Below are 25,826 nucleotides of genomic sequence, written 5' to 3' on the forward strand. Positions count from 1 at the left end.
ATGATTTCAGCGCGAAAGCGCGTTGGTATCATTTGGGTCATCTTGAGCTTTAGGGGGGAGTTCAGGCACTATGTCCTTGATTTTTCAAGCATCGTGGACTCCCGTTTCACTGCTGATCAATCGAATTAAAAGGTCTCCCAGCGCCAGATGGGAGGCCTTTACTTTTTGGCGGATTTGTCGCGCCGACGGCGCACCAGATTATTGGCGGTTACAATAAAGATGCCCGCCAGCAGCCCCCAAAACGCCCCGGCGACGCCAAAAAAGCTCACCCCGGATGCGCTGATCAAAAAGGTGACGGCTGCGGCCTCGCGATGGTTTTCTTGCTCGAAGGCGGCTTTGGCTGAACCGGCGAAAGCGCCGATGAGCGCCAAGCCTGCCACGGCTTCAATTAAGATGGCAGGCGCCAGCGTGATGAATGTGGCGGCGATGCCCGCAGCCAGCCCCAGCAAGACGTAGGCGATGCCCGCAACAATTGCGGCCCAATAGCGTTTGCTCGGATCCGTGTGCGCATCTTCGCTGGCGCACATGGCGGCAGTGATGGCTGCCAAGGTGACCCCATGTGCCCCGAAGGGGGCTGAAAACAAGCTGAACAAGCCTGTTGTCGAGAATAAATTGCCTGAGGGTGGATCGTAATCATGCACACGCAAAACCGTAATGCCGGGTATATTTTGGCTGGCCATATTGACGAAGAATAGGGGCAGCGCCAGTCCAAACAAAGCGGGCCAGCTAAAGCTGGGCATCACGATCGCCACATTTGGGGGGAATGCTGCGGCCAGCAATTCGGCGCTGTTGTCGGGCAACTCAATGGCCAGCACCACCACGATCACAAAGGCAATCAACGCGGCTGGCACAGCGAGCACTTTGTTGAACCGCCCGACGATCAACCAAGCCAGCACGATTGGCAAGCCTAAAGCCGGATTGAAGGCGATGGCCTTAAAGGGGGCAAAACACAGGATCACCAGGATACCCGCGAGCATTGCGTTGGCGATGGCGCTTGGGATTTTGTTGATCAAGCGTCCAAAGGGCCTCACTTGCCCAGCGATGATGACCAAGATGGCGCTGATGATAAACGCACCGATTGCCGCCTCAAAGCCACCATCTACGGGGCCCGAATTGATCAGGAGCGCTGCGCCAGGGGTCGACCAGGCCACCGAAATGGGCATGCGATATTTGCGTGCGAGATAGATGCCGCCAAGGCCCATGGCAATGGAAAGAGCCATCAATCCGGTGGCAGCTTGTGCGTCTGTCGCCCCTGTGGCGCGCAGGCCTTGTAGCACGACGGCAAATGAGCTGGCGAAGCCAACAAAGGCAACCAGAATGCCCATGAACAGGGCTTGCGCGGAAAAGTCTTTGAGCATGATGGTGGGCCAGAGTGCGAATGAAGATTATCACACTCTACATAAAATTTGCTGTCTGCATAGTTCAAAGGCAGCCCAATTGTTGGGGGCGTGAGGGCAAAAACATGCCAAAAATTGCATGTTGCCATTGTTTAAAGGACTCGGTAAAAATTGTCAGACAATTCTACGAGCCACTAAAGGGGGGAATATGCCGTTGGTGACGCCGTTGGCGCGAGATCACGATAAAGACGTGATGGAGTTGGCTGAGTTTTTTAACGAAACCTTGGGTTTCCCGCCGAATTCCATATTGACCATGCAGCGGCGCCCGCGCATTGCGAAAGCGTTTATCGAGCTGAACAAAGCTGTGATGGAAAATCAGGGTGGTGTCACTGCTGAGCAAAAGCGATTGATTGGCTATATTGCTTCAACGACGGCAGGCTGCCGCTATTGTCAGGCCCACACAGCACTAGCTGCTGAACGCTATGGGGCATCGCAAATGCGGATAGAAAATGTCTGGTCATTCCGCGACAGCGACCTTTATACGCCAGCCGAAAAAGTTGCGTTTGAGTTGGCAATTGCTGCGGCGAGCGTGCCCAATCGGGTCAACGCGGAGTTGATAGAGCTGGTCCGGACCTATTGGGATGAGGGTGAAATTGTCGAAATACTGGGCGTAATAGCGCTATTCGGCTATCTCAATCGGTGGAACGATTCCATGGGCACCACGCTGGAAGAAGGCGCGGAAGCCGCCGGTGAAAAACTGCTGGCCAAGCAAAATTGGAACAAGGGCAAGCACATTTAAACTTTGCTTTGGGTGTGGGTTGCTGTTGCGCGAGGCCCACATATTTACCTAAAACAACAAATGAAGCCGCTTAAGACCCGGTTTTTCAGCTGTTTGGGCAAATATAACTTGCTCCAAAGCCAGATCAGCAGTAAAGCAGCCTCAGATAAAACTCCCAATAGATTGGATCTATAAAATGGCTTTGCGCAATATCGCCATCATCGCGCACGTTGACCATGGCAAAACGACTTTGATTGACGTGCTTTTGAAACAGTCAGGCTCCTTCCGCGAAAACCAACGCGTTGAAGAACGGGCTATGGACAGCAATGATCTGGAGCGCGAACGTGGCATCACCATTTTGGCCAAAGTTACTTCGGTTGATTGGAAAGACACGCACATCAATATTGTGGATACGCCAGGCCACGCCGATTTTGGTGGTGAAGTTGAACGTATTTTGAACATGGTGGATGGGGCTATCATTTTGGTGGATGCCGCCGAAGGCCCAATGCCACAAACTAAGTTTGTGTTGTCGAAAGCGCTGAAAATTGGCTTGAAGCCAATTGTGGCCATCAACAAGATCGATAAGCCAGACCAACGCGCCGACGAAGTGCTTGACGAAATCTTTGACTTGTTTGTGGCGCTGGATGCCACCGAGGAACAGTTGGATTTTAAGGTGCTTTATGGTTCTGCAAAGCAGGGCTGGATGGCAGACGATCCAAGCGGTTCGCAAGAGAGCATGACCCCATTGTTGGACATGGTGATTGATCATGTGCCTGAGCCGCATGTTGAGCCAGGTGAATTCAAAATGTTGGCCACAACGATTGAATCCAACCCGTTTTTGGGTCGAATTTTGACGGGCCGGATTGTATCTGGTTCCATCAAGCCAAATGATCAAGTGCATGGCCTTTCGAGCGACGGCACGGTGATTGAGCGTGGACGTGTTTCTAAAGTGTTGACCTTTAAGGGGTTGGAGCGCGTGCCAGTGGAAGAAGCCAAGGCGGGCGACATTGTGGCGCTGTCTGGCCTTATGACCACAACGGTTGCGGACACCATTGCCGCACCGACAGTAAAGGAAGCTTTGCAAGCGCAGCCGATCGATCCACCAACCTTGACCATGTCGTTCCGTGTGAATGATGGGCCATTGGCTGGCCAAGAAGGTGACAAAGTGCAATCGCGCGTTATTCGCGATCGTTTGCATGCAGAAGCTGAAGGCAACGTGGCCTTGCAAGTGACTGATGGCGTTGATGGCGACAGCTATGACGTGGCTGGACGTGGTGAATTGCTGTTGTCCGTTTTGATTGAAACTATGCGCCGCGAAGGCTTTGAATTGTGCCTTGGGCGTCCAAAAGTGGTTTACCGCGAAGAAAACGGCGTCAAGCTGGAGCCGATTGAAGAAGTCATCATCGATGTGGATGAAGAATTTTCTGGTCCTGTGGTGCAAAAACTGGCGGAACGTAAGGGCGATTTGATCGAGATGAAGCCTTCTGGCGGTGGTCGCACCCGTTTGGTGTTCCATGTGCCCACACGTGGCTTGATTGGTTATCAACCCGAACTGCTGTCGGATACGCGCGGCACAGCCATTTTCAACCGTGTGTTCCACGAATATGCCCCGTTCCGGGGCAAAATGCAGGGTCGACGCACGGGCGTTCTGATTTCCAACGGTACGGGCAAAGCGGTTGCGTTTGCCATGTTCAATCTGGAAGATCGTGGGCCGATGATCATCGAGCCAGGCGTTGATGTTTATGAAGGCATGATCGTTGGTGAGCACTCACGTGGCAATGATCTGGAAGTGAACGTGCTTAAAGGCAAGCAGCTGACCAATATGCGTGCATCCGGCAAGGATGAAGCAGTGAAGCTGACCACGCCGAAAAAGATGTCGTTGGAGCAAGCGCTTTCTTACATCGCTGACGATGAGTATGTGGAAGTGACGCCAAAGAGCATTCGCCTGCGCAAGATTATGCTTGATCCAAATGATCGTAAGCGTGCATCGCGCGCTGCGGCAAAAGCCTCATAATAATGGCTTTCAAGCTAGGAAGTTAAGAAGCGTCGGGTCTGCCCGGCGCTTTTTTTTGTCTCAGGCTGGCGGTGAGGTGGCGTTCATAAGCCATGTGGCGACGCAGCTTTTCGAAAAAACCGCGCAACATATATCCGGTCGCATTGGCTGACTGTGTGGGTTCGCCCTCAATGATTGTGCGCAGATTTTCACGGATTTCTTCGGCAAAGCACAAATCTTCATAATGCTCGTCGCGCAATTGTGCGATGATTTTGCTCATGTCCGACTCTAATGCACCGACCGCTTCAAGCGCTGGGAATAGCTCTTTTTCTTCAAATGTTTGTGCATCTGAAAGCGTTTTCACCATGCCGTCACTTGTGAATTTGCACAAAGTCGGATCTGCCTGATCAGGCAGCAAATCCGCGATCAATTCCAGACGACCGCACAGCACTTCCATTTGATGCTGGTGTGCGTCAAAATCGTCAAGCATCGATTGCGATCTATTTTTCTGCCGTGCGGATGTGCTATCGGTTTTCATGTTGCTTTGATTTGTTCTTTAAAAGGGTTGTACCAAACTCAGCGTATGATGACGCTGAAAATTGCATTTGGCCTTGACCTAGATCAACGAGGTAGCAACCGCATCTCGATAAGTTGCGGATGGGGCAAACCGGGTCGACTTTCCGGTTAAACTTAAACCGAGATTATTTTCTGCGGGGAAATATGAGAAATTTAGGCTGGACGATCTTGCTGGCATTTGGGGCCGTTTTGTCGCTTTTGGCGGCGGGCTTTGCACAAGACGTATTATTTCAAACACATGCGTGGGTGGTGTTTTTTGCGCTCGCGCTGAGCACAATTTATGTCCTTCGCAAAGTGGATTTTGCGGGCGATGCGGCACCGGTTGATAAATCGGGCTATTTTGACGACCCTATTCGGGCAGGTGTGATCCTGACCACATTCTGGGGCGTTGTGGGCTTTCTGGTCGGGGTTATTGCCGCATTGCAGTTGGCTTTTCCAGTGCTCAATATTGAACCCTATTTGAATTTCGGCCGTTTGCGCCCCTTGCACACCTCCGCGGTGATTTTTGCATTTGGCGGCACGGCGTTGATCACCTCCAGCTTATATGTTGTGCAGCGCACCACCAGTGCCCGCCTGATCTCTGACGGTCTGACGCAATTTGTGTTCTGGGGCTACCAGCTTTTCATTCTGATGGCGGCCACCGGCTATTTGCTCGGCATTACCCAGGGGCGCGAATATGCAGAGCCTGAATGGTATGTCGATCTCTGGCTTACCATTGTTTGGGTAGGTTATTTGATCCTGTTCATGGGAACTTTGTTTAAACGCAAAGAGCCACACATTTATGTGGCCAACTGGTTCTATCTTGCCTTTATCTTCACCATCGCCCTGCTGCATGTAGTGAACAATCTGGCGATGCCGGTCTCTCCATTTTCCATCAAGAGCTATTCAGCGTTTGCTGGCGTGCAAGATGCGTTGACCCAATGGTGGTATGGCCATAATGCGGTGGGCTTCTTCCTGACCGCCGGCTTCTTGGGCATGATGTATTACTTTATGCCGAAACAGGCTGAGCGCCCGGTTTACTCATACCGCTTGTCCATCATCCACTTCTGGTCACTGATCTTTATGTATATCTGGGCTGGGCCACACCACTTGCACTACACAGCGTTGCCTGATTGGGCGCAGACTTTGGGCATGGTGTTCTCCATTATGTTGTGGATGCCTTCTTGGGGCGGCATGATCAATGGTTTGATGACGCTTTCTGGCGCATGGGACAAATTGCGGACCGACCCGATTATCCGGATGATGGTGATTGCGGTGGCGTTCTACGGCATGTCCACTTTTGAAGGACCAATGATGTCCATTAAAGCGGTGAACGGCTTGTCTCACTACACTGACTGGACCATTGGACACGTGCACTCTGGTGCGTTGGGCTGGGTTGGTATGATCAGCTTTGGCATGATCTACTTCTTGGTGCCACGTCTTTGGGGTCGTGATCGGTTGTATTCAATGCGCATGGTCAACTGGCACTTCTGGCTCGCCACACTCGGCATCGTTGTTTATGCCGCTGTGATGTGGGTTTCTGGCATCACTCAGGGCCTGATGTGGCGCGAATATGATGCTGAAGGCTTCCTGGTTTATTCCTTCGCGGAAACTGTGGCTGCGTTGAAGCCATACTACATCCTTCGGGCTGTTGGCGGGGCCATGTACCTCGTGGGCGGTTTGGTGATGGCGTACAATGTGTACATGACCATCAAAGGCAAAACCCGCAACGAAAAACCAATCGCTGTCGCGCACGTTGCCACAGCGCAACCAGCAGAATAAGGGGTTGAACCATGGGATTGTTAGATAAACACGGTGTTATTGAACGTAACGCAACCCTATTGCTGGTCGCAGGCCTGGTGACAGTGTCCATTGGTGGTATCGTTGAGATCGCGCCTTTGTTCTACTTGGAAAACACCATTGAAGAGGTGGAGGGTATGCGGCCCTACACCCCGCTCGAACTGGCCGGCCGGAACATTTACATTCGTGAAGGGTGCTACAATTGCCACTCACAAATGATCCGTCCTTTCCGGGACGAGGTTGAGCGTTATGGCCATTATTCATTGGCTGCAGAGTCGATGTATGACCACCCCTTCCAATGGGGGTCAAAGCGGACCGGGCCTGACTTGGCGCGGGTTGGGGATCGATATTCAAATGAATGGCATGTCCAGCATTTGAAAGATCCACAATCGCTGGTGCCAGAAAGCGTGATGCCAAGTTACAGCTTCTTGGCGGAAGCGGATCTGGGCTTTAGAGCACAGGACCATCTGGTGGCTAACCAGCGTGTGGGCGTGCCCTATACGCAAGAAATGGTTGATAATGCCGACGCTGATCTGAAGGCGCAGGCCGACCCGGATGCAGACTGGGATGGTTTGGAAGCGCGTTATCCTAAAGCGGTTTTGGGTGACTTTGATGGTGACCCAACACGTTTGACCGAAATGGATGCGTTGGTGGCCTATATGCAAATGCTCGGTACGCTGGTTGATTTCAGCTCATACGACGCGCAAGCAAACTATCGCTAAGGGAGAAAAGACAATGGATTACAATGCTTTTCGACACTTCGCGGACAGTTGGGGGCTTTTGTACTTGTTCGTGGTTTTTGTTGGGGTGGTGCTGTTTATGTTCCGCCCTGGCGCCAAAAAACATGCGGAAATGGCAGCCCAGATTCCTTTAAAAGATGATCGTTCGCCTCAAGGAGAGGAATAGGCCGATGAGTAAAAAAGAAATTGATGAAATCAGCGGCGTTGAAACCACCGGTCACGAGTGGGACGGGATTAAAGAGCTTAACACACCTATGCCTCGTTGGTGGTTGTGGACCTTTTACGGCACAATCGTTTGGGCGGTGATTTACTGCATTCTCTATCCTGCTATTCCGCTGATCAATGGTGCAACACCAGGCATTCTTGGCTATTCAAGCCGAGCTGAATTGGCCCAAAATGTTGCAGCGGCGGATGAAGCGAAACAGGAGTTTGTCAGTCAGATCAACGATATGGAAGTTGGTGCGGTTCTCGACAATTCAGACCTGACCCGCTTTGCGGTTGCAGGTGGCGAATCTGCCTACAAGGTCTATTGCTCTCAGTGCCACGGTGCTGGTGCTGAAGGGGCCGTTGGCTTCCCGAACCTGAATGATGATGAGTGGATTTGGGGCGGCACGATTGATGAGATCTATGCCACGATCTCTCACGGGGTGCGCTATGAGGCTGATGACGATACACGCGTTGGTGAAATGCCCGCTTTTGGCGAGTTTTGGGAGCGTGATCAAATTCGTGCAACTGCGCATTATGTGGCCAGCCTTTCCGGTGACGAACATGACGAGGCCTATCTTGAAGAAGGTAAGACCTTGTTCGAAGAGAACTGCACAGCCTGTCATGGTGAAGATGCTGGCGGTATCGCTGAACTTGGGGCACCAAGCTTGAATGATGCCATTTGGCTTTATGGTGGTGGCGTTGAGGCGATTTCTGCGCAAATCAACAATCCACAACATGGGGCGATGCCTGCCTGGCAAGAGCGCTTGGGTGACGCAACGGTTAAGCAATTGGCGGTTTATGTGCACTCACTAGGCGGCGGTCAGTAGGCTTTCGCTATAATAGATCACAGATCGAAGAAAGGGCCCCAATTTGGGGCCCTTTTGTTTTGGTAAAGAGGTTGAGGTTCTGCCCGGGTTAGGCAGCAATCTTTTTCGCGGCGGCGAATTGACGGGCGATTGTGGCGACGCGCTCGCCCAAATGGGCTGCGGTTTCCAAATCAGATGGAATGGGGCCATGTTCGGGGCCTTGGTCTGCGTTGGATTGGGCCATCGCGCCAAGGGATGCGCCCAGACGGTTCAAATCTTCTTCCGAACCGGTGGACGAATTGTTGCCCGGCATCAGGCCCAAGCTCACCCAATGCATGCCGTGCTGGGCGGCCAGCAATGAAAGCTGTTGCAGGGTGGAGTGCTTGTCGCCATTCAAGCTGGATGAGTTGGTGAAACCTGCGGCGACCTTGTCTTTCCAGCCTTGTTCGAACCAAACTTTGGAGCTTTTGTCGGCGAAGGCTTTAAACTCGCCGGAAACGCTGCCCATATAGGTGGGACTGCCGAAAATGATGGCATCGGCGTCTTTGAGATCATCCCAATGATTGTCCGCTTCTTCCACGGGGATCAAAATAGGGTTTGCGTTGGTGCGGGCAACACCATTGCGTACGGCTTCAGCTTGTTTGGCGGTGTGGCCATAGCCAGAGTGAAAAACAATTGCAACTTTCGTCATTTGAACATTCCTAATTGGTCAAAATTTCTTGTCGCCAGATGGGGATAGTCCATCAGTTGGTGGCGGCGCTTGACCTAAATGGGGGCATTGGGATAAAAATCGCAAGAAGGCACTATTTTGATATGTAGGTACATAAAGTATACTAACAAAGATGTGCCTAAAGCAAAGCTGGGCCATTGCGCCGGAAAAGCGCAAAATGTGCGGAGAAAAAAATGTGCGATAATATACATATTCATGGGCTCAAGATGCCCGAATCGATGGATGAGGAGACAAGAAGTCAGCTTTGCCCCGTCGTTTATGCGGTGTCAAAATTGGGCGGAAAGTGGAAATTGATTGTCGTGCATAATCTGATTGATGGGCCGCTGCGCTTTGGCGAATTGCGGCGTGCCATTCCCGACATCACCCAACGCATGCTGACCTTGACCCTTCGCGAACTGGAAGAAGACGGCATTGTGAATCGCCACGTGTTTGAGGTGGTGCCGCCGCATGTGGAATATTCTCTAACTGAGGTGGGCCAAGGCCTGGAGTCGGTGATGAGCTCATTGGGCGATTGGGGCCGTGCGAATTTTGCCCAAAAGCGCAACGCCGTCGCGCAAACCGCCTGATCTATTGCCCGCCAATGTGATCAATCAAAAAGTCCCTTACAAGGCGAATGGTGAAGGGCATATGGCGATGCGGGTGGTGCAGGAGCCATAAATGGGTTTGCGCTTCGTGCATCTGCCCCCGCCAATCAGGCAGTAAATTCACCAGATCTCCAGTTTCCAGGGCCGACTTTGTCAGCCAGTTTGGCAAAAGGGTCGGGCCGTGTCCTGCACAGGCCGCTTTCAGCACGGCCAATGGTGCGGACAGCGATAATGTGCCTTTGGCATCAATGGTGCACTTCTGATTGGTGGTGGCCTTTTGGAAATGCCATGGGGTGAGCGCCGGCGGCAAATCCAGCAAAAGGCAATCGGCGGCCACCAAATCTTGTGGCGTGTTGATTTTGTCTCGCCATGCAGGGCTGCCGACGCAATGATAAATTGGCGACAATAATTTGGTGGCGTGCATATTGCCGCGGGGTGTGGGGGCAAAGCGCAAGGCCATATCGATCTGCCGCTCCAGCAGCGGCATATTATCATCGGTCATATGGATCTTTAGGTCGATGCGCGGAAATTGGGCCCGAAATTTTTGCAAAAGTGGCAGCAGCACTTCTTGGCCAAATGCGGCGGAACAGGTGAGGCGCACTTGGCCTTCCGGCTCCAGGATTTGAGCTTGGGCGGCGCGTTCGGCGTCTTTCAACCCAGCTAAAAGCGGCGCGATCTGATCCAGATATTGCTGGCCTTTATCGGTGAGGTTCACCCGCCGGGTAGAGCGCTGAAACAATTGAAAGCCCAAGCGATCTTCCAACCGTGCCACGGCGCGCGTCACATTGCTGGGGTCCATATTGTGGTCGCGCGCAGTTTGGGCGAAGCTTTTGCTGCGGGCCACGTCTAGTGCGATGTCTAAATCTTCAATCTGCATTATTGCAAATATAGCAATAAAATCATGTATGCGAAGCTATTTATTGCGCAAAAACTCTTTGCTAACGTCGGTGCAGTTAAGGAGTATGTGATGAATTTTCAAAACAAGACAATTTTGATCACTGGGGCCAGCCGGGGCATCGGCGAAGCCGCGGCGCGGCATTTGTTTGAGCTTGGCGCCAATTTGATTTTGTTGGCCCGATCGCAAAACAAGTTGGAGGCGCTTGCCAAGGCGTTGGACCCGAGTGGCGAGCGTGTGGAAGTTGTCGCCTGTGATGTGGCTGAGTATGACGCGGTGCAGGCGGCGGTTGAAAAGGCCGAGGCCTTTGGTGGCGTGGATATTGTGGTCAATAATGCAGGGCTGATCGACCCCATCGCCCGAATTGGCGATAGTGACCCTTCCGCCTGGTCACACATGGTCGATGTGAATTTGAAGGGCCCCTATTATATGATGCATGCGGCGCTGCCGCAGATGCTGGCGAAAAAGGGTGGCACCTTCATCAATATCAGCTCCGGCGCGGCCTATGGCGCGCTTGAAGGATGGAGCCATTATTGTGCCACCAAGGCGGGTTTGCTGCAGTTGACCCGCACATTGCACAAGGAATATGCAACACAGGGCATCCGCTCAATTGGCTTAAGCCCCGGTACGGTGGTAACACAGATGCAAGTTGAAATCAAAGCCTCTGGCATCAACCCGGTCAGCGCATTGGACCCATCTGTGCATATTTCACCTGAATGGGTGGCCAAGGCGATCGCCTTTTTATGTGGCCCCGCTGGTGACGATTATCTGGGGCAGGATTTCTCCATGAAAACCGAAGAGGGCCGTGCGGCCCTAGGGCTACCAAGCTGAGTACAAAATTGATTGGATTGGCCGCGCCTAGTCGCGCGGCTTGTCCAATTGCCATTGCAGGTTGGCTTTTATGGCGGGCCATTCATGGGGCAACACTGAATAGACCGCCGTGTCGCGCAAGCTGCCATTGGGCATGATCATGTGGTTGCGCAAAATGCCATCCAGCTTTGCGCCCAATCGCTCAATGGCGCGTCGGCTTTGATGGTTTAAATGGTGAGTGCGGAACTCCACCACATTCACTTTGATGTCCTCAAAGGCGTGGGTGAGCAGCATCAGCTTGCATTCGGTATTGATGGGTGAGCGTTGGGCCGCTTTGGCATACCAGGTGGCGCCAATCTCGGCGCGGCGATTCGTCGAATTAAGATTGAGAAATGTGGTCTGGCCGATGATTTTGCCCGTGCGCTGATCGATGACGCTGAAAGGGAGCATCATGCCCTCAGCCTGCAAGCCCAGCCGTCGATCAATTTCCGCTTCCATTTTTTCCGGCGCGGCTATGCTGGTGTACCAAAGTTTATGCAATTCACCTTCGGCGCTGGCGGCTTGCAAGTCGGCCAGATGGTCGTGGCTCAGCGGCACCAATTTGGCGGTTTGGGCTTCAAGGGTGATGGGGGCGAACCATTTGCTCATGGTTTTTTGACTTTCTGCATTGTTTTTTCAAAGTGATGGGCAAGGGGTTTGGCGCTTAGCCCATGGGCCAGAATGGACAGGCCAACGGTCAACACGGTGCAGGCCAGCATTTCATCAACAAAGGGCAGCTCATATTGCTCGGCGACAAACAGCGCGAATAGAATTGAGGCCAATCCTTTGGGTCCAAACCAGCCCAGAATAAAACGCTCATAAAGGTGCAGCTTTTCGCCAATCAGGCTGATGGCGATGGGCAGCATGCGCACGAGGGTCAAGAACCCAATGGCGATGAGCAATGTGGTCCAATTGGCATGGGCCAACCCGATGGGGGCCAGCACGGCACCAAAAATCATAAAAGTGAGAATAGAGAGGAACGTGCTTTCGCCTTCCAAAAACTCGGTGATGAATTTGTGGCGCGTCATTTTTACATTGCCGAAGGTCAGCCCGGCAACAAATGCGGCGATAAAACCGTTGCCGCCAATGGTTTCAGCGCCGAAAAAGGCGGCCAGCCCCACACTGAGGAAAAAGATGCCTTCATAAATGGGTTGGGTGAATTTGTGATGGGTGGCCAAATCGAGCAATTTGGCACCGAGATAGCCGATCACAATGCCCGCCAACGGGCCAAAAACGACTTGCGCGCCAACAAATTGGCCAATGGCGATAGGGGTGAGGTTGATGCTGCTGCTGCTGGCTTCATTGGCCATCAGCAATGCCGCGAACACCACCACGGGCAGGGCCATGCCATCATTGAGGCCGCTTTCCACATTGATTGCCTCTGAAAGGCGCATGGGCACATCTTTATCTGCCAAGATCGGTTGGGCCAGCGCTGCATCTGTGGGGGTTAAGATGGCGGCCGTTAACAGTGCCATGGCCCAGGGCAGGTCTGGGGAGAGCAGGATGATCAAAATTGTGCCCAAGGCGATGGTGAGCGGCATGCCAATCAACAACATGCGTGCGGGCAAGCCATAATGGGTTTTAAGATTGCGTAGCCGGATTTTTGATGCGTCGAGAAACAGGGTGAGAATCAATGTGATTTCGACCACGGTGTGGATGGTGCTGTCGTCAATTTCAAGATTGATGATGCCCAACCCGGCCGGACCAAGGCCAAACCCCAACCCGGCAAAGAATATCGGCAGGGTGATCCATGATTTTTCAATCGGTCGCACAAAAAGGGCAAAGCCCATTATGCCGATCAAGATCAGGGCGAATTGAAATTCATGGGGCATGAACGTGCCTTGGCTGACGAATGAGTTGTGCGGCCATTATGAGGGCAAGATTGTTTAAAACAAGTGGGTTAGACCAATTCTTTGGTCGCTGCCGTGGCCGGGTCACCCGTGTTGGGCACGCCTGCTGGTTCAAACAGCATGATCTTAGCTTCAGCTTTGGCCACCGGGCGGTGCTGCTTGCCTTTGGGCACCACATAAAGTTCGCCGGGACCAAGGGTTACGTCGCCATCTTTCATTTCGATGGTGATTTCACCCTCAATCACCATAAACATTTCATCGGTGTCAGGATGATTGTGCCAATTAAACTCGCCTTCAACCTTGGCGATCAGGATGTCATAATCGTTGAGTTGGGCGACAATTTTGGGCGACCATTGCTCGGTGAAAGTTGAGAATTTTTCGCTTAGATTGATTGCTTTGTCGCCCATGACTTGATCCCTATGTGTCGAGTAGCTCTAAATACTCACCATAGCCTTCTTCTTCCATTTTGGAAGAGGGGATAAAGCGCAATGCGGCGGAATTGATGCAATAGCGCAACCCGCCCATTTCTGCAGGCCCGTCATCAAACACATGGCCCAAATGGCTGTCGCCATGGTGGGAGCGGACTTCGGTGCGCACCATGCCGTGGGTGGTGTCGGTATTTTCCTTCACCCAGCTTGGGTTGATGGGCCGCGAAAAGCTGGGCCAGCCGCACCCGGCATCGAACTTATCGGATGAAACAAACAGCGGCTCACCCGAGACGATATCGACATAGATGCCTTTTTCATTGTGGTCCCAATATTCATTTTGGAATGGGCGCTCGGTGCCATTTTTTTGGGTCACATAGAACTGCTCTTCAGTCAGTTTTTCGAGGGCGTCTTGGGTCTTTTGATAGTCTTTGTGATCTGCCATGATGGTCACCATACTTCTTGCAAGGAATTTGAACTATAATCGGTGCTGGATGCGCCTCACAATCATAATTTGGTGAGCAAGGTCTTTGTTCCGAGACTGACAAATTGTCGCGAGGGGAATTGACTCATATCAACACTCGCCAGGGTGGAATAATCTAGTCTTGCCTCTAATGCGATGGATAGGGATCATTTAGCATGACAGATACAGCCACCTCCAAGGGTGAAACCCACGTTGAAGACTATGACGTGGAAGCGGTTAACCGCGCAGGGCAACGTGCGCCACTTTATGCTGCGCGAAAAAAAATTCACCCCAAACGGGTAAATGGTAATTTCCGTCGGTTGAAATGGATCATCATGATCGTGACCTTGGGCATTTACTATATCACGCCATGGCTGCGGTTTGACCGCGGCGAATATGCCCCGGATCAGGCCGTGCTGGTGGATTTGGCCAATCGCCGTTTCTACTTCTTTTTCATCGAGATTTGGCCGCAAGAATTTTATTATGTTGCCGGCCTTTTGGTGATGGCCGGGGTGGGGTTGTTTTTGATCACCTCCACCGTTGGCCGGGCCTGGTGCGGCTATACCTGCCCGCAAACCGTGTGGGTCGATCTGTTTTTGGTGGTTGAGCGCTTTTTTGAAGGCGACCGCAATCAGCGCATGAAGCTCGACGATGCACCTTGGTCCCTAAACAAGATTTGGCGGCGGGTGGCCAAACACAGCACCTGGCTTCTGATTGGCGTGGCCACGGGCGGCGCGTGGATTTTCTATTTCGCCGATGCGCCGACGCTGTTTATGGACGTGATCCGATTCGAAGCGCCGATGGTGGCCTATTTCACCATTCTGATCCTGACGGCGACGACCTACACATTTGGTGGGCTGATGCGCGAGCAAGTGTGTACCTATATGTGCCCTTGGCCGCGCATTCAGGGCGCGATGCTCGACGAGCACTCGCTGACGGTGACCTATAATGATTGGCGGGGTGAGCCGCGCACCAAACATTCCAAAAAGGCGCTGAAGGAAGGCAAGACGGTTGGTGATTGCGTCGATTGCAACGCTTGTGTTGCGGTGTGTCCAATGGGCATTGATATTCGCGATGGGCAGCAGCTTGAATGCATCACCTGTGCGCTTTGTATTGATGCGTGTGATAATGTGATGGACAAGTTGGACCGCGAACGTGGCCTGATCTCCTACACAACGCTGAATGACTATAACGAAAACATGCAGTTGGCGACGACAGGCTCTGCCACGATTGATCCCACCAAAGTGCGGGATGACAAGGGCAAGTTGCTCGATCGGGTGAAACGCACCAATTGGCGTTCGATCATTCGGTGGCGCACGCTGGTCTATTTCTGCTTCTGGGCCGCGATTGGTTTGGGCATGTTGATTGCTTTGTCCTTGCGCGATCGGTTGGATGTGAATGTGCAGCATGACCGGAACCCGCTCTATGTGCAGCTTTCAGATGGTGCGGTGCGCAATGGTTATGACGTCAAGATTTTGAATATGACGCCCGAACCCCGGACCATTCGCTTGTCGATTGAAGGCTTGCCGAGTGGCGAAATGACCTTGGCGAGCTCCGTTGACGAGCCGCAGACCGACATTGTGTTGGATGTTGAGCCTGACCGGGTTTTGCCACTGCGTGTTTATGTGCGGGCTATGCCTCAACAATTGAATGAAAATCCTGTACGGTTTGACTTTGTCGTCGTTGATGTGTTCGGCGAAGAAAGCTCACGCGAAACCGTGAAATTTGAAATGCCACGGGAGTGAAGATGATGGAGCAAACAATGGCGCAGACGAAAAAGCCAAAAGAGTTTACAGGCAAGCATATGTTGATGGTGATCGGCCTGTTCTTCGGCACCATTATCACCGTTAATCTGATCATGGCGTATTTCGCCACCACCAGTTGGACGGGCCTCGTGGTGAAAAACTCATATGTGGCCAGCCAGCATTTTAATGAGAAGCTGGAAGCCAATCGGGTGCAGGATGCCCTGGGCTGGACACCAAGCTTTGCGATTGAAGGTGGTGTTTTGCGGTATCGCCTGTTGGACGCAAAAGGGGCGCCGGTTTCTGCGTCAGAAGCTGATGTGAAATTGATGCGCCCAAGCCATGAGCGTGAGGACCATATGGTCACCATGTTGCCCGCTGCCAATGGCGATTTCACAGCTGAGCATGAGCTGGCCAAAGGCGCATGGGATGTGGAAGTGCAATTGATCAGTGCCAACGATATTCCGTTCACTTATCGTGAGCGGCTAATAGTGGACTAAGCAAATGAGCTGCTGTGCACCTGGGGTGGAAGCGGGTTCGCAAATTGTTGCGGATGCTGACCACCAGATAAGCAATGAAGCGATCATCGCCGCCGCCGCTGACCTTGGTGAGGGGCAGCGACAGGTCGAATTTGGCGTGCCGGATATGCATTGTGCCGCCTGCATCAAATCCATTGAAACGGAATTGAATGGGTTGGATATGGTGCAATCGGCGCGGGTGAATATGTCCACCAAGCGGGTGAAGGTGGTGTTTACCGCTAAAAATGGTGCGGCCCCGATGGATTTAGTAGCTGCCATTGGCCGCGCAGGCTATCGCTGCTTTTTGCTTGATGCTGAGGAGCCGGGCAAGGACAAGAGCCTTTCAAAGCTGATTTTGGCGCTTGCGGTGGCGGGATTTGCCGCCATGAACATCATGCTGTTTTCCGTGTCCATCTGGTCGGGTGCCAATGAAAGCACCCGCGATTTGTTTCACTGGATTTCGGCGTTGATTGCTGTACCCACTGTGTTTTTCTCAGGTCAGGTCTTTTTCAAATCTGCGTGGGGCGCTTTGCGCCATGGGCGGTTAAACATGGACGTGCCGATTTCATTGGCCGTGTTGCTGGCGCTGGGTTTGAGCCTTTATGAAACGATCAATTCCGGCGAACATGCCTATTTTGACGCTTCAGTGAGCCTTTTATTCTTTTTGCTGATTGGGCGCACATTGGACCATGTGATGCGTGAACGGGCACGCTCTGCGGTGCGCAGCCTGGCTTCATTGGCACCGAAGGGGGCCGTGCAGATTCTGGCCGATGGCCGCCGCGAGTTCATCAAACTGAACGACGTGCAAGTTGGCATGATTTTGGAAGTTGCCGCCGGGGAGCGCATTCCAGTTGATGGCCGTGTCATTGAAGGCAAAAGCGATTTGGATATGTCGTTGGTCACCGGTGAGACAGTGCCAGAGCGGTGCGTGCAGGGCGCGTCGGTTTTGGGCGGCGCGACAAATCTGTCGGGTGCACTGAAGATCGAAGTGGAAAAAGCGGCGCACCAGAGTTTCTTGGCGCGGATGATCGAACTGATGGACGCGGCTGAGGGTAGTCGTGCGGGCTACAAACGTATTGCGGATCGGGCGTCTGAAATTTACGCGCCTTTTGTGCATTTGCTGGCGCTGTTCACATTTCTGGGCTGGGGCCTTTACAATGGCGATTGGTATCATGCCACCGTCACTGCCATCGCTGTTCTCATCATCACTTGCCCCTGTGCGCTGGCCTTGGCTGTACCAATCGTACATGTTGTTGCCGCGGGCCGTTTGTTTGAACGTGGCGTGATGATGAAGGATGGTGCGGCACTTGAACGTCTGGCACAGATTACAAGTGTCGCTTTTGACAAAACCGGCACGCTCACCTTGGGATCGCCAATATTGAAAGGTCAGATTTTTGGTGAGCCGAAGCATGTGGAGCGGGCGCTACAATTGGCACAATTATCGCGGCATCCATTTTCCAAAGCCTTCGCCCGCGCCTATTCGGATCAACATGTGACGTCTCTGACGGATGCGGAAGAAGTGCCCGGTGCTGGCGTATTGGCGCAAATCGATGGGCATGAGTGGCGCTGGGGGCGGGCAGATTTCTGCGACCCGGACTATAAAGGTTCTGATGCAGCGCAAAGCGAGGTTTACCTTTCCTGCGACGGTAAAATGGTTGCCGGTTTCGGTTTTGAAGATGTGTTGCGGCCAGATGCACAAGCGGCTTTGGCGCAGCTAAAGGCCAACGGGTATGATTTGGCGATCTATTCGGGGGACCGCCAACAAGTTGTGGCCAGCATTGCGCAGGCTTTGCAGGTGGAAAATGCCCATGGCGCCCTTACCCCAGATCAAAAAGTTGAAGCGATTGCTGCGGCCGGTGACCGGGGCGAAAAAGTGCTGATGGTTGGCGATGGCATTAACGATGCGCCGGCATTGCGGGCGGCACATGTGTCCATGGCGCCATCAAGCGCCGCCGATGTCGGGCGAAACGCAGCGGACTTCATTTTTACCCATAACCGCTTGGCCGATGTTAATTTTGCGGTTGAGATGTCAAAGCGGGCCTCCCGCGCGGTGAAACAGAATTTTGGCTTGGCACTGTGTTATAATGCGGTTGCCATTCCCTTGGCGGTGATGGGGTTTGCAACGCCTTTGTTGGCTGCAATCGCCATGTCTTCCTCCTCTTTGGTGGTCACCTTAAATGCATTGCGCTTGCGTTTGGGCCAACAAAATGGAACCAAAGAACTCCCGACGCATTCTATAAATGCGTCCAAATTGAAAGCGGTGGCTGCTGAATGACCCCTCTACTGATTCTTATTCCAGTTGTTTTGATTATTGGCGTGCTGGCTTTAGGCGCGTTTTTGTGGTCTTTAAAAAGCGGCCAATATGAAGATCTGGACGGTGCGGCGATGCGTATATTGGAAGACGATCAAGATGATCGGCCACGCCGCGCGGAGAAGAATGAATAGGGAGTTTTATGGTTGAGCCATTAGATATTGAAGGCCGCGAGCATGCCTTGGGCCAGTTGCCGGATTGGGTTTTTAACCCTGTGAAGAACGGCATTGAACGCGATTTCAAGTTTGACGACTTTGTGCAAGCATTTGGGTTTATGAGTTCCGTTGCGATTTTGGCGGAAAAGCAAGGCCACCATCCTGAGTGGTTTAATGTTTACAACAAGGTGTCTATTTTGTTGACCACGCACGACGCCAACGGCTTGTCCGAGAAGGATATTGAGTTGGCGCACGCAATCGAGAAATTGGTTTAGGCGCTAGCGAACGCGATCATTCAAACGATTCGCAGCGACAAATAAAAGGCTGAAGCTCCACAAGAGGCTGGTGACAAACTGCCAGTTGAGGGGCAAAGCTTGCAAGCGTGCACCCACAAAAAGCAGTGTTGTGAGCGCCAGCAACAATGGGGCTGGGTGCCAATCCTGCATATGCCGCGTTTGCCAATGTGCAAATGCCAGCACCAGGGCGCTGGCAGCCAGACCAAGATGTGTGGCCCAAAACAGATAATTGTCATGGTGCAAAAACAAGCTGGTGCGCCCGTAGCCCAACAGATCAAAAGCAAGAAATGCCAACAAAAAGCAACTGCCGACCCACATCAATCCGGCGTTGCGCTTGATTTTGGTGTTTTCCGGCCCGAACGCGACTGCCAAAAATCCAATTGAAAGCAGCAGGGCGGCGAGGAGTTGCACCCCGGCATTTGCGGCATCAATTTCATGCGCCAGAACACGCATCAGCTCAGACATTAAAAAAAGAAATGCACCGATGGCCATGGTGATGCGTAACATAGAAATCGCTTTGACGTTTGAGGTTAGGGATTGAGGTTAAAGGACAATTCCCTTTTTATTGGAATTATTCTACCCTTAATCTGAGTCGCTTGGAAGGAAGATGCACAGATATGTTTGACGCCATTACGAAATTGTTTTCGGCTAAGAAGAAGGCCGATATGCCCAATTTGGAGCCAAAATTGTGTGTGGCCGCATTGCTGGTTCACCTTTCCGCTGTGGACGGGGAAAGCAGCGACGAGGAAAAAGAAGTAATCAAAAAGACTTTGCAATCCTACTACGGCCTCGACCCGCATGAGGTGAAAGATTTGTTTAAGTTGGCGACTGAGCAAAACAGCGAAGCGGTTGATTTATATGCGTTCACCTCAGTGCTGAACCAGCTTGAAGTGGAAGAAAAGCACGCCATCATCAATATGATGTGGCAGGTGGTGTTTGTGGACCAGCACAATCATGAGTTGGAAGACAATATGGTTTGGCGGGTTGCTGAACTCATCGGGGTTTCGGCACGAGAACGCACAATGCTGCGCGCGGAAGTGCGTCACGCGGCAAAAATCAAATAGTGCAATCTGCAAGTGGAGGTTTGCAAATTGCAACTTCACTCGCAAAATGCGGGCTGAAAAGTCTTAAGATCTCTTCATAAACAGTTGTTCTAGTAGGTGTGGTTGGAAAAAGCCCCCTACATATAGACAATTGCTTGCATTCCACTGGTTGGCACAGTTTGTGCACTTTAATTGACGTGATGGGAATTTAGTTTTGCGTATCCTATCTAGGTATTTAGTATTTGAACCCGCGTGGCCCTGTTTGGGGTGCGCGGGTTTAATTTTGTTGAGCTTGTTTACTTTGATTGCTGCCAAGCTGTTCGGACCCTTGTGATGTGCGGTGCAAATGGCTACATAGGAAGAGAAAAAGCGCAAAGCGGAGACATCTATGCGGGTTTTGTTGGAAATTATTATGCTGGTGCTCAACCTTTATTGGTGGGTCGCGATCATCATGATTGTGATGAGCTGGTTGTTGCAGTTTAACGTCATCAACTACTCTAACCAGTTCGTGGCGACCGTTTGGCGGATTGTGAACGGGCTAACAGAGCCTGTGCTCAACCCAATTCGTCGTGTTGTACCAAGTATCGGCGGGTTGGATATTTCGCCCATCGTGCTGTTTATCGGCATTTTTGCGCTGCAACGAATTATCGTGCTTTATTTATATCCGTACGCGTTCTAGTCGAGAACAATGGCGGAACCGGATTTGAAAGCCTGGCGCGAAACAAGCGCTGGGCTTTTATTGTTTTTGAAGGTGACACCCAATGCCGCCAAGGATGAAATTGGTCCTGTGGTTGCTGACGTGGACGGGCAGGGGCAATTGGTGGTGCGGGTGCAGGCCGTGCCTGAAAAAGGCAAAGCCAACAAGGCTGTCACCAAGTTAATTGCAAAAACTGTGGGGTGTCGTCCCAGTGCTGTCGACGTGGTGCGCGGTGAAACCAGCCGTCATAAACAGCTTGTGATCGCAGGGATGACTTGCGTTGAGTTTGAAAACGTCTATTTGGCGGCTGGACGCTGGGATTGATGGCGAATTGGTCAACCTAGCCGCAGCGATCTTCAAGCCGCTCTAAACTTGGCACGAAAAAGGTGCGGTTATTCTCGATCTCAATGACCCCGTCCTTGCGCATTTTTGTGAGCTGCCGGGAAATTGTTTCCACGGTCAGGCCCAAAAAGTCAGCAATATCGACACGCGTGAGGGGCAGGTCAAATTTGATGCTGTCCATTTCCTCAATATCTTTGGTGGGGTCGATATGGGTGGCAATCAAATAAAGGAAGCTGGCCACTTTTTCTGAGGCGGTTTTGCGCCCCAAAGTCACCATCCAATCACGGGCCAAATCAAGTTCTTTAAGCGTTTGCATCAACAAGCGATGCTCAAGCTCTGGCGACGTTTTGACCATCGATTCGAGCGCGGAGCGCGGGATTTTGCATAAATTGACGCCCGAGGCAGCTTCGGCACTGAGGCGGCTTTCCTCGGCGAAGGGGCGGCCCAAAAAATCAGGCGCAAATTGCAGGCCGATCACTTGCTGGCGACCATCAGCGAGCATTTTTGTCAGTTTCACAACGCCCGAAATTACGTTCGCGTAGGATTTGACCTCTTCGGTGTCGCCGATCAGCTCCTCGCCTGGTTTATGACGCACCTGTCTTGTGTGTCGCGCCAGCTCGACCAATTGTTGCGGCTCTAATGCACCGCAGATGCCTTTATGTCGTGCCTCGCAAGATTGGCACAGTATCGGAATATCCGAATTATGAATGTCTTTACGCGAACTCATTTTCATCCCCAGAGGTTATCCTCCAATCAGAATCATAACATAAATTTTTTGATTTTCGACCCATTTGACGATTCGTCGCAGCGCAAATGGTCGCGTTAGGCGTAAATCCGCCGGAATAGTGGAGTTTTTGACGCCTGATTCATTGCGGCGTAGTGAAAAAATCGTGACTTTTAAACCGTAGATGCTGCATGTGCACTTTTTCGAGGTGTTCCACAGCCGGAATAGAATCACTTGTAACCATTGTTTGCAGCAGAATTCCGCTATAATGTATTTTTGTTTCAAACGGTAAAAGGCGTGTCTATGTCCCGATCACTGATGCCACCCCCACATTTGGGCGAGATGGTGCGCAAGGCGCGCAAAGAACAGGGACTAACGTTGGAAATGTTGGCTGAGCGGTGCGGCGTATCCAAGTCAATGTTGAGCCAGATTGAGCGGGGGGCCGTGAACCCGACCTTCACTTTGGTCTGGAATTTGGCGCAGTCGCTTGGTTTGGATTTGTCCACTTTGGGTGAGCAAGCTGCAAGTGATCACATGATTACGCATATTCCGGCCTATTCAACCCCGTCAAAGGGCAGTGAAGATGGCAAGTGCATTGTGAAGCTGCTGAACCCGCCGCGCACGCCCATGCCCATCGAATGGTATGATTTTAGCGCAGCGCCTGGCGGCGCGTTGCACTCGCAGCCCCATGCGGCGGGTACATTTGAGCATTTGACCTGCTTGGTGGGCACATTGGAAATTGAAGCGGGCGACAAGCGCGCCAAAGCGGAAGAAGGCGATACGTTGCGCTATCGTGCTGATCAACCCCACACAATCCGTAATATTGGCAATGTGGACGCAAAGGCGATTTTGGTGGTCGCGCAACCGCAGCATTGAGTCATATTTCTTGCCCACACGATGTTGGCAACTAGATAAATTTCCACTATATTGGATTTAGTCCAATATATAGAGATTTATCTGTTATGTCGAAAAAGCTGATCGAAGATACCGAACAGGCGCTAAACCAATTGCGCGAAGAAGGCCTGTTCAAATCCGAATATGGAATCACCAGCCCCCAGTCGGCCAACATCACCGTGCGCGGTGAAAATGGCGAAGATGTGCCGCTGCTCAATATGTGCGCCAACAATTACCTTGGCCTAGCAGACGATAAGCGGTTGGAAAAACGGGCGATTGAAACCATTGAAAGCGAAGGCTTTGGCATGGCGTCGGTGCGCTTTATCTGCGGCACGCAAGCGATCCACCAGCAGCTTGAAGCGCGGCTTTCTGAGTTTTTGGGCACCGAGGACGCCATTCTGTTTATCGCGTGCTTTGATGCCAATGCGGGCGTTTTTGAAGCGCTGCTCGGGCCGGAAGATGCGATTATTTCTGATGCGCTGAACCATGCCTCGATCATTGACGGGGTGCGGCTTTGTAAAGCCCAGCGTTTCCGCTATGCCAATAATGATATGGACGCGCTGGAAGAACAGCTGAAGGCGGCGCAGGATGCGCGACATCGCTTGATCGTCACCGATGGCGTGTTCTCCATGGATGGGATCATGGCCAACTTGCCGGGCATTTGTGATCTGGCCGAAAAATATGATGCGCTGGTGATGGTGGATGACAGCCACGCGGTGGGCTTTATGGGCCCGAACGGCCAAGGCACACCACATCATTTTGGCGTTGAAGATCGCGTACATCTTTATTCCGGTACTTTTGGCAAGGCCCTTGGTGGCGCAGCGGGCGGCTATATCGCTGGGGCGAAACCACTGGTGACCATGTTGCGGCAAAAGGCGCGGCCTTATTTGTTCTCCAATGCCTTGCCGCCTATGATCGCGGCCGCGACTTTGGAGGCGCTGGATATTGTGGAGCAGTCGCCCGATCTGCGGGAAAAGCTGTTTGATAATGCGAAATATTTCCGCGCAAAAATGGCGGCTTTGGGCTTTGAACTGGTGCCTGGCGAACATGCGATTATTCCTGTGATGCTGAATGATGCGGTGCTGGCGCAAAAATTTGCTAAGCGCATGCTCGAGCTGGGGGTTTATGTGACGGCGTTTGCGTTCCCCGTGGTGCCGAAAGGATTGGCACGGATCCGCACGCAAATGTCGGCGGCACACACGACCGAAGATTTGGATAGAGCTATTGCGGCCTTTGAACAGGTTGGCAAAGAATTGGGAGTGATCTGATGCGCGCATTGGTGAAGGCAAAGGATGAACCGGGCCTCGAATTGCATGAGGTGGAAAAGCCTGACGTGGGGCCGCATGATGTGTTGATCAAGGTGAAGAAAGCCTCGATCTGCGGCACGGACATGCACATTTGGAAATGGGACCAGTGGGCGCAAAATACAGTGCCAGTCCCCATGGTGGTGGGCCATGAATATATGGGCCTGATAGAAGAAATCGGCGACGAGGTGAAAGACCTTAAGGTCGGCCAGCGTGTGTCTGGTGAAGGGCATATTCCGTGCGGCAAATGCCGGAACTGCCAGTCCGGTCGGGCGCATATTTGTGCAGAGACCAAAGGGATCGGGGTCAACCGCCCCGGCGCATTTGCCGATTATGTGGCGATCCCGGAAGCCAATGTGCGGCCTTTGCCGGACAGTGTGAGCGACGAAGTGGCCTCGATCCTTGACCCGTTGGGCAATGCGGTGAACACCGCGCTGACCTTTGATGTGTCGGGCGAGGATGTGTTGATCACCGGGGCGGGGCCAATTGGCTGCATGGCCGCAGCGGTGTGCCGCCATGTGGGCGCGCGGCATATTATTGTGACCGATCTGAATGACGAACGATTGGCGTTGGCTGAAAAGATGGGCGCCACCCGTGGCGTGCGGGCCGATAAGGAAAATCTGCGCGATGTGATGGGCGAACTGGGCATGCGTGAAGGCTTTGATATTGGCCTTGAAATGTCCGGCGCGGCTCCAGCTATGGATTCGATGATTGAGCACATGATCACCGGCGGTCGCGTGGCACTTTTGGGCCTTTTTCCCGGTAAGGTGGAAATGGATTTGAACAAGGCGATCTTTAAAGGCCTCACTCTTGAAGGCATTTATGGGCGCAAAATGTTTGAAACTTGGCACAAAATGCTGGCCATGCTGGAATCGGGCCTGGATGTGACCCCGGTCATTTCGCACCATTTGCCGTTCGAAGATTTTGCCAAAGGCTTTGAAGCCGTGGGCAAAGGCGAGGCCAACAAGGTCATTTTGGACCTAGACAAATAGGGCGGGCCATCACACAAATGGTGGATGGATAAAACAGTTTTGATCACGGGCGGCACCGGGGGAATCGGTGCTGCGCTTTGCACTCTATTTGCGTCACGCGGTTACGATGTTGCTTTTTGTTTTCAGCGCGATAGGGCACGCGCTGATGAGTTGGTGCAGGCATGTGTGGCCCATGGCGTGAAATGCTTGGCGCATCGGTGTGACATCGCCGATCCCAAGCAGGTGGCCGGGTTGTTTGATGGTGTGCAGGCGCAGCTGGGAGAAATCGGCGTGCTGGTCAATAACGCAGGCATAATTGGCGGCGCCAGCAAATTAGTGGATCTTGATCCGCAGCAATTGTCCAACGTGTTTGATATTAATCTGTTTGGTGCGGTTTATTGTTCGCAGCAGGCCGCGCGGCGTATGGGGCGTTCTTTTGGCGGCAGCGGCGGCACCATCATCAATATCAGTTCGATCGCGGCCCTGTTGGGCAGCCCGAATGAATATGTGCATTATGCTGCGTCCAAAGGCGCGCTGGATAGCTTGACGGTGGGCCTTGCAAAAGAATTGGGGCCTGATGGTATCCGCGTTAATGCGGTGCGTGCGGGTACCGTGGATACGCCGATCCACCAAACGCAGGGCAACCCCAACCGTCCGGCAATGGTGGCGCAGAATAGTCCGCTTGGGCGCATGGCCACACCTGATGATATTGCCGAGGCCGTTTGGTGGTTGGCGCAGCCGGAAGCGTCCTATGTGAACGGCGCGATTTTGCCCGTTCATGGGGGTGGCTAGAGTTTTTTTCTTTGCGCTGGCGCAA

Annotated in this window: 30 protein-coding genes; 20 read left to right on the top strand and 10 right to left on the bottom strand. The window is 52.5% G+C overall.

Annotation, left to right across the window (positions count from 1 at the left end):
* Positions 1 to 158: 158 nt before the first annotated feature.
* Complete coding sequence (locus tag MXMO3_RS01760) at positions 159 to 1,358, bottom strand: benzoate/H(+) symporter BenE family transporter (RefSeq protein WP_117394748.1); 1,200 nt, start codon at positions 1,356 to 1,358, stop codon at positions 159 to 161.
* Between the two features lie 187 nt (positions 1,359 to 1,545).
* Here MXMO3_RS01760 and MXMO3_RS01765 point away from each other — a divergent pair, with 187 nt between their 5' ends.
* Both MXMO3_RS01765 and typA read left to right on the top strand, forming a co-directional pair.
* Positions 1,546 to 2,136 carry a carboxymuconolactone decarboxylase family protein gene (locus MXMO3_RS01765; RefSeq protein ID WP_117394749.1) on the top strand — a complete coding sequence of 197 codons (591 nt, stop codon included), beginning with the start codon at positions 1,546 to 1,548 and terminating at the stop codon, positions 2,134 to 2,136.
* A gap of 175 nt (positions 2,137 to 2,311) precedes the next feature.
* On the top strand, positions 2,312 to 4,129 hold the full coding sequence (gene typA, locus MXMO3_RS01770; RefSeq protein ID WP_027835879.1) for a translational GTPase TypA: 1,818 nt from the start codon (positions 2,312 to 2,314) through the stop codon (positions 4,127 to 4,129).
* Between the two features lie 22 nt (positions 4,130 to 4,151).
* Here the strand turns inward: typA and MXMO3_RS01775 are convergent, their stop codons facing one another.
* The gene (locus MXMO3_RS01775) at positions 4,152 to 4,598 is read right to left on the bottom strand and encodes a hemerythrin domain-containing protein (RefSeq protein WP_162889091.1); all 447 of its coding nucleotides are present in this window, start codon (positions 4,596 to 4,598) and stop codon (positions 4,152 to 4,154) included.
* Positions 4,599 to 4,828: 230 nt separating this feature from the next.
* Here MXMO3_RS01775 and ccoN point away from each other — a divergent pair, with 230 nt between their 5' ends.
* The 4 genes from ccoN to ccoP are packed head-to-tail and all read left to right on the top strand — an operon-like array spanning position 4,829 to position 8,237.
* Positions 4,829 to 6,445, top strand: coding sequence for a cytochrome-c oxidase, cbb3-type subunit I (ccoN, locus tag MXMO3_RS01780; RefSeq protein WP_117394751.1), 1,617 nt, complete (start codon positions 4,829 to 4,831; stop codon positions 6,443 to 6,445).
* 11 nt (positions 6,446 to 6,456) lie between these two features.
* Positions 6,457 to 7,185 (top strand): cytochrome-c oxidase, cbb3-type subunit II, encoded by a 729-nt coding sequence (ccoO, locus tag MXMO3_RS01785; protein WP_027835881.1) that lies wholly within the window; start codon positions 6,457 to 6,459, stop codon positions 7,183 to 7,185.
* A gap of 13 nt (positions 7,186 to 7,198) precedes the next feature.
* Complete coding sequence (locus MXMO3_RS01790) at positions 7,199 to 7,369, top strand: cbb3-type cytochrome c oxidase subunit 3 (protein ID WP_051213982.1); 171 nt, start codon at positions 7,199 to 7,201, stop codon at positions 7,367 to 7,369.
* A 4-nt stretch (positions 7,370 to 7,373) separates the two neighbouring features.
* On the top strand, positions 7,374 to 8,237 hold the full coding sequence (ccoP, locus tag MXMO3_RS01795) for a cytochrome-c oxidase, cbb3-type subunit III (protein WP_117394752.1): 864 nt from the start codon (positions 7,374 to 7,376) through the stop codon (positions 8,235 to 8,237).
* A gap of 88 nt (positions 8,238 to 8,325) precedes the next feature.
* Here the strand turns inward: ccoP and MXMO3_RS01800 are convergent, their stop codons facing one another.
* Positions 8,326 to 8,907, bottom strand: a complete 582-nt coding sequence (locus MXMO3_RS01800) for a flavodoxin family protein (protein ID WP_027835883.1) — start codon at positions 8,905 to 8,907, stop codon at positions 8,326 to 8,328.
* Positions 8,908 to 9,152: 245 nt separating this feature from the next.
* Between MXMO3_RS01800 and MXMO3_RS01805 the strand changes: the two genes are divergently transcribed.
* Positions 9,153 to 9,512 (top strand): winged helix-turn-helix transcriptional regulator, encoded by a 360-nt coding sequence (locus tag MXMO3_RS01805; protein ID WP_051214035.1) that lies wholly within the window; start codon positions 9,153 to 9,155, stop codon positions 9,510 to 9,512.
* Between the two features lies 1 nt (position 9,513).
* Here MXMO3_RS01805 and MXMO3_RS01810 read toward each other — a convergent pair whose 3' ends face one another.
* A complete protein-coding gene (locus MXMO3_RS01810; RefSeq protein WP_117394753.1) occupies positions 9,514 to 10,407 on the bottom strand; it encodes a LysR family transcriptional regulator in 894 nt (297 codons plus the stop codon).
* 90 nt (positions 10,408 to 10,497) lie between these two features.
* Here MXMO3_RS01810 and MXMO3_RS01815 point away from each other — a divergent pair, with 90 nt between their 5' ends.
* A complete protein-coding gene (locus tag MXMO3_RS01815) occupies positions 10,498 to 11,256 on the top strand; it encodes an SDR family oxidoreductase (protein ID WP_117396674.1) in 759 nt (252 codons plus the stop codon).
* A 27-nt stretch (positions 11,257 to 11,283) separates the two neighbouring features.
* Here MXMO3_RS01815 and MXMO3_RS01820 read toward each other — a convergent pair whose 3' ends face one another.
* The 4 genes from MXMO3_RS01820 to msrB all read right to left on the bottom strand — a co-directional run bounded on the left by MXMO3_RS01820 (position 11,284) and on the right by msrB (position 13,994).
* Positions 11,284 to 11,883, bottom strand: a complete 600-nt coding sequence (locus tag MXMO3_RS01820) for a GNAT family N-acetyltransferase (protein WP_117394754.1) — start codon at positions 11,881 to 11,883, stop codon at positions 11,284 to 11,286.
* Positions 11,880 to 13,106 (bottom strand): cation:proton antiporter, encoded by a 1,227-nt coding sequence (locus MXMO3_RS01825; protein ID WP_117394755.1) that lies wholly within the window; start codon positions 13,104 to 13,106, stop codon positions 11,880 to 11,882. Before MXMO3_RS01825 ends, MXMO3_RS01820 begins: the two co-directional genes overlap by 4 nt.
* 68 nt (positions 13,107 to 13,174) lie before the next feature.
* Entirely contained in the window at positions 13,175 to 13,531 is a 357-nt protein-coding gene (locus tag MXMO3_RS01830) for a cupin domain-containing protein (RefSeq protein ID WP_027835886.1), read from the bottom strand.
* A 10-nt stretch (positions 13,532 to 13,541) separates the two neighbouring features.
* On the bottom strand, positions 13,542 to 13,994 hold the full coding sequence (msrB, locus tag MXMO3_RS01835; protein WP_027835887.1) for a peptide-methionine (R)-S-oxide reductase MsrB: 453 nt from the start codon (positions 13,992 to 13,994) through the stop codon (positions 13,542 to 13,544).
* Positions 13,995 to 14,188: 194 nt separating this feature from the next.
* Here msrB and ccoG point away from each other — a divergent pair, with 194 nt between their 5' ends.
* From ccoG to MXMO3_RS01860, 5 genes are read left to right on the top strand one after another with little or no spacing between them, the layout of a single operon-like run.
* A complete protein-coding gene (ccoG, locus tag MXMO3_RS01840; protein ID WP_051213986.1) occupies positions 14,189 to 15,757 on the top strand; it encodes a cytochrome c oxidase accessory protein CcoG in 1,569 nt (522 codons plus the stop codon).
* A 2-nt stretch (positions 15,758 to 15,759) separates the two neighbouring features.
* A complete protein-coding gene (locus MXMO3_RS01845) occupies positions 15,760 to 16,254 on the top strand; it encodes a FixH family protein (protein ID WP_162889092.1) in 495 nt (164 codons plus the stop codon).
* Between the two features lie 4 nt (positions 16,255 to 16,258).
* Positions 16,259 to 18,547 (top strand): heavy metal translocating P-type ATPase, encoded by a 2,289-nt coding sequence (locus MXMO3_RS01850; RefSeq protein WP_117394756.1) that lies wholly within the window; start codon positions 16,259 to 16,261, stop codon positions 18,545 to 18,547.
* Positions 18,544 to 18,717: a cbb3-type cytochrome oxidase assembly protein CcoS gene (gene ccoS / locus MXMO3_RS01855; protein ID WP_027835889.1), complete on the top strand. Its 174-nt coding sequence runs from the start codon at positions 18,544 to 18,546 to the stop codon at positions 18,715 to 18,717. Before MXMO3_RS01850 ends, ccoS begins: the two co-directional genes overlap by 4 nt.
* A gap of 8 nt (positions 18,718 to 18,725) precedes the next feature.
* Positions 18,726 to 19,013: a 4a-hydroxytetrahydrobiopterin dehydratase gene (locus tag MXMO3_RS01860; protein ID WP_027835890.1), complete on the top strand. Its 288-nt coding sequence runs from the start codon at positions 18,726 to 18,728 to the stop codon at positions 19,011 to 19,013.
* 3 nt (positions 19,014 to 19,016) lie between these two features.
* On the opposite strand, the gene MXMO3_RS01865 is transcribed toward MXMO3_RS01860, so the two are convergent.
* Positions 19,017 to 19,541: a hypothetical protein gene (locus tag MXMO3_RS01865; RefSeq protein ID WP_117394757.1), complete on the bottom strand. Its 525-nt coding sequence runs from the start codon at positions 19,539 to 19,541 to the stop codon at positions 19,017 to 19,019.
* A gap of 110 nt (positions 19,542 to 19,651) precedes the next feature.
* On the opposite strand from MXMO3_RS01865, the gene MXMO3_RS01870 reads away from it, so the two are divergent.
* From MXMO3_RS01870 to MXMO3_RS01880, 3 genes are all read left to right on the top strand, one after another.
* The gene (locus tag MXMO3_RS01870; RefSeq protein WP_117394758.1) at positions 19,652 to 20,098 is read left to right on the top strand and encodes a tellurite resistance TerB family protein; all 447 of its coding nucleotides are present in this window, start codon (positions 19,652 to 19,654) and stop codon (positions 20,096 to 20,098) included.
* A gap of 367 nt (positions 20,099 to 20,465) precedes the next feature.
* The gene (locus tag MXMO3_RS01875; RefSeq protein ID WP_027835893.1) at positions 20,466 to 20,756 is read left to right on the top strand and encodes a YggT family protein; all 291 of its coding nucleotides are present in this window, start codon (positions 20,466 to 20,468) and stop codon (positions 20,754 to 20,756) included.
* 9 nt (positions 20,757 to 20,765) lie between these two features.
* Positions 20,766 to 21,098 (top strand): DUF167 domain-containing protein, encoded by a 333-nt coding sequence (locus tag MXMO3_RS01880; protein WP_117394759.1) that lies wholly within the window; start codon positions 20,766 to 20,768, stop codon positions 21,096 to 21,098.
* A gap of 16 nt (positions 21,099 to 21,114) precedes the next feature.
* Here MXMO3_RS01880 and MXMO3_RS01885 read toward each other — a convergent pair whose 3' ends face one another.
* Entirely contained in the window at positions 21,115 to 21,843 is a 729-nt protein-coding gene (locus MXMO3_RS01885) for a Crp/Fnr family transcriptional regulator (protein ID WP_117396676.1), read from the bottom strand.
* 300 nt (positions 21,844 to 22,143) lie between these two features.
* Between MXMO3_RS01885 and MXMO3_RS01890 the strand changes: the two genes are divergently transcribed.
* The 4 genes from MXMO3_RS01890 (at position 22,144) to MXMO3_RS01905 (ending at position 25,801) form a co-directional block, all read left to right on the top strand.
* A complete protein-coding gene (locus MXMO3_RS01890) occupies positions 22,144 to 22,716 on the top strand; it encodes a helix-turn-helix domain-containing protein (protein WP_162889093.1) in 573 nt (190 codons plus the stop codon).
* Positions 22,717 to 22,802: 86 nt separating this feature from the next.
* Positions 22,803 to 24,002 (top strand): glycine C-acetyltransferase, encoded by a 1,200-nt coding sequence (locus MXMO3_RS01895; RefSeq protein WP_027835896.1) that lies wholly within the window; start codon positions 22,803 to 22,805, stop codon positions 24,000 to 24,002.
* Positions 24,002 to 25,030, top strand: a complete 1,029-nt coding sequence (tdh, locus tag MXMO3_RS01900; protein WP_027835897.1) for an L-threonine 3-dehydrogenase — start codon at positions 24,002 to 24,004, stop codon at positions 25,028 to 25,030. Before MXMO3_RS01895 ends, tdh begins: the two co-directional genes overlap by 1 nt.
* A 24-nt stretch (positions 25,031 to 25,054) precedes the next feature.
* Complete coding sequence (locus MXMO3_RS01905) at positions 25,055 to 25,801, top strand: SDR family oxidoreductase (protein WP_117394761.1); 747 nt, start codon at positions 25,055 to 25,057, stop codon at positions 25,799 to 25,801.
* Positions 25,802 to 25,826: the final 25 nt, after the last annotated feature.

Source organism: Maritalea myrionectae (assembly GCF_003433515.1).
Taxonomy (GTDB): domain Bacteria; phylum Pseudomonadota; class Alphaproteobacteria; order Rhizobiales; family Devosiaceae; genus Maritalea; species Maritalea myrionectae.

Coding starts and splice junctions, on each gene's coding strand:
- MXMO3_RS01760 (WP_117394748.1), bottom strand. CDS start 1,358: ATGCTCAAAGACTTTTCCGCGCAAGCCCTGTTCATGGGCATTCTGGTT.
- MXMO3_RS01765 (WP_117394749.1), top strand. CDS start 1,546: ATGCCGTTGGTGACGCCGTTGGCGCGAGATCACGATAAAGACGTGATG.
- typA (WP_027835879.1), top strand. CDS start 2,312: ATGGCTTTGCGCAATATCGCCATCATCGCGCACGTTGACCATGGCAAA.
- MXMO3_RS01775 (WP_162889091.1), bottom strand. CDS start 4,598: ATGCTTGACGATTTTGACGCACACCAGCATCAAATGGAAGTGCTGTGC.
- ccoN (WP_117394751.1), top strand. CDS start 4,829: ATGAGAAATTTAGGCTGGACGATCTTGCTGGCATTTGGGGCCGTTTTG.
- ccoO (WP_027835881.1), top strand. CDS start 6,457: ATGGGATTGTTAGATAAACACGGTGTTATTGAACGTAACGCAACCCTA.
- MXMO3_RS01790 (WP_051213982.1), top strand. CDS start 7,199: ATGGATTACAATGCTTTTCGACACTTCGCGGACAGTTGGGGGCTTTTG.
- ccoP (WP_117394752.1), top strand. CDS start 7,374: ATGAGTAAAAAAGAAATTGATGAAATCAGCGGCGTTGAAACCACCGGT.
- MXMO3_RS01800 (WP_027835883.1), bottom strand. CDS start 8,907: ATGACGAAAGTTGCAATTGTTTTTCACTCTGGCTATGGCCACACCGCC.
- MXMO3_RS01805 (WP_051214035.1), top strand. CDS start 9,153: ATGCCCGAATCGATGGATGAGGAGACAAGAAGTCAGCTTTGCCCCGTC.
- MXMO3_RS01810 (WP_117394753.1), bottom strand. CDS start 10,407: ATGCAGATTGAAGATTTAGACATCGCACTAGACGTGGCCCGCAGCAAA.
- MXMO3_RS01815 (WP_117396674.1), top strand. CDS start 10,498: ATGAATTTTCAAAACAAGACAATTTTGATCACTGGGGCCAGCCGGGGC.
- MXMO3_RS01820 (WP_117394754.1), bottom strand. CDS start 11,883: ATGAGCAAATGGTTCGCCCCCATCACCCTTGAAGCCCAAACCGCCAAA.
- MXMO3_RS01825 (WP_117394755.1), bottom strand. CDS start 13,106: ATGCCCCATGAATTTCAATTCGCCCTGATCTTGATCGGCATAATGGGC.
- MXMO3_RS01830 (WP_027835886.1), bottom strand. CDS start 13,531: ATGGGCGACAAAGCAATCAATCTAAGCGAAAAATTCTCAACTTTCACC.
- msrB (WP_027835887.1), bottom strand. CDS start 13,994: ATGGCAGATCACAAAGACTATCAAAAGACCCAAGACGCCCTCGAAAAA.
- ccoG (WP_051213986.1), top strand. CDS start 14,189: ATGACAGATACAGCCACCTCCAAGGGTGAAACCCACGTTGAAGACTAT.
- MXMO3_RS01845 (WP_162889092.1), top strand. CDS start 15,760: ATGATGGAGCAAACAATGGCGCAGACGAAAAAGCCAAAAGAGTTTACA.
- MXMO3_RS01850 (WP_117394756.1), top strand. CDS start 16,259: ATGAGCTGCTGTGCACCTGGGGTGGAAGCGGGTTCGCAAATTGTTGCG.
- ccoS (WP_027835889.1), top strand. CDS start 18,544: ATGACCCCTCTACTGATTCTTATTCCAGTTGTTTTGATTATTGGCGTG.
- MXMO3_RS01860 (WP_027835890.1), top strand. CDS start 18,726: ATGGTTGAGCCATTAGATATTGAAGGCCGCGAGCATGCCTTGGGCCAG.
- MXMO3_RS01865 (WP_117394757.1), bottom strand. CDS start 19,541: ATGTTACGCATCACCATGGCCATCGGTGCATTTCTTTTTTTAATGTCT.
- MXMO3_RS01870 (WP_117394758.1), top strand. CDS start 19,652: ATGTTTGACGCCATTACGAAATTGTTTTCGGCTAAGAAGAAGGCCGAT.
- MXMO3_RS01875 (WP_027835893.1), top strand. CDS start 20,466: ATGCGGGTTTTGTTGGAAATTATTATGCTGGTGCTCAACCTTTATTGG.
- MXMO3_RS01880 (WP_117394759.1), top strand. CDS start 20,766: ATGGCGGAACCGGATTTGAAAGCCTGGCGCGAAACAAGCGCTGGGCTT.
- MXMO3_RS01885 (WP_117396676.1), bottom strand. CDS start 21,843: ATGAGTTCGCGTAAAGACATTCATAATTCGGATATTCCGATACTGTGC.
- MXMO3_RS01890 (WP_162889093.1), top strand. CDS start 22,144: ATGTCCCGATCACTGATGCCACCCCCACATTTGGGCGAGATGGTGCGC.
- MXMO3_RS01895 (WP_027835896.1), top strand. CDS start 22,803: ATGTCGAAAAAGCTGATCGAAGATACCGAACAGGCGCTAAACCAATTG.
- tdh (WP_027835897.1), top strand. CDS start 24,002: ATGCGCGCATTGGTGAAGGCAAAGGATGAACCGGGCCTCGAATTGCAT.
- MXMO3_RS01905 (WP_117394761.1), top strand. CDS start 25,055: ATGGATAAAACAGTTTTGATCACGGGCGGCACCGGGGGAATCGGTGCT.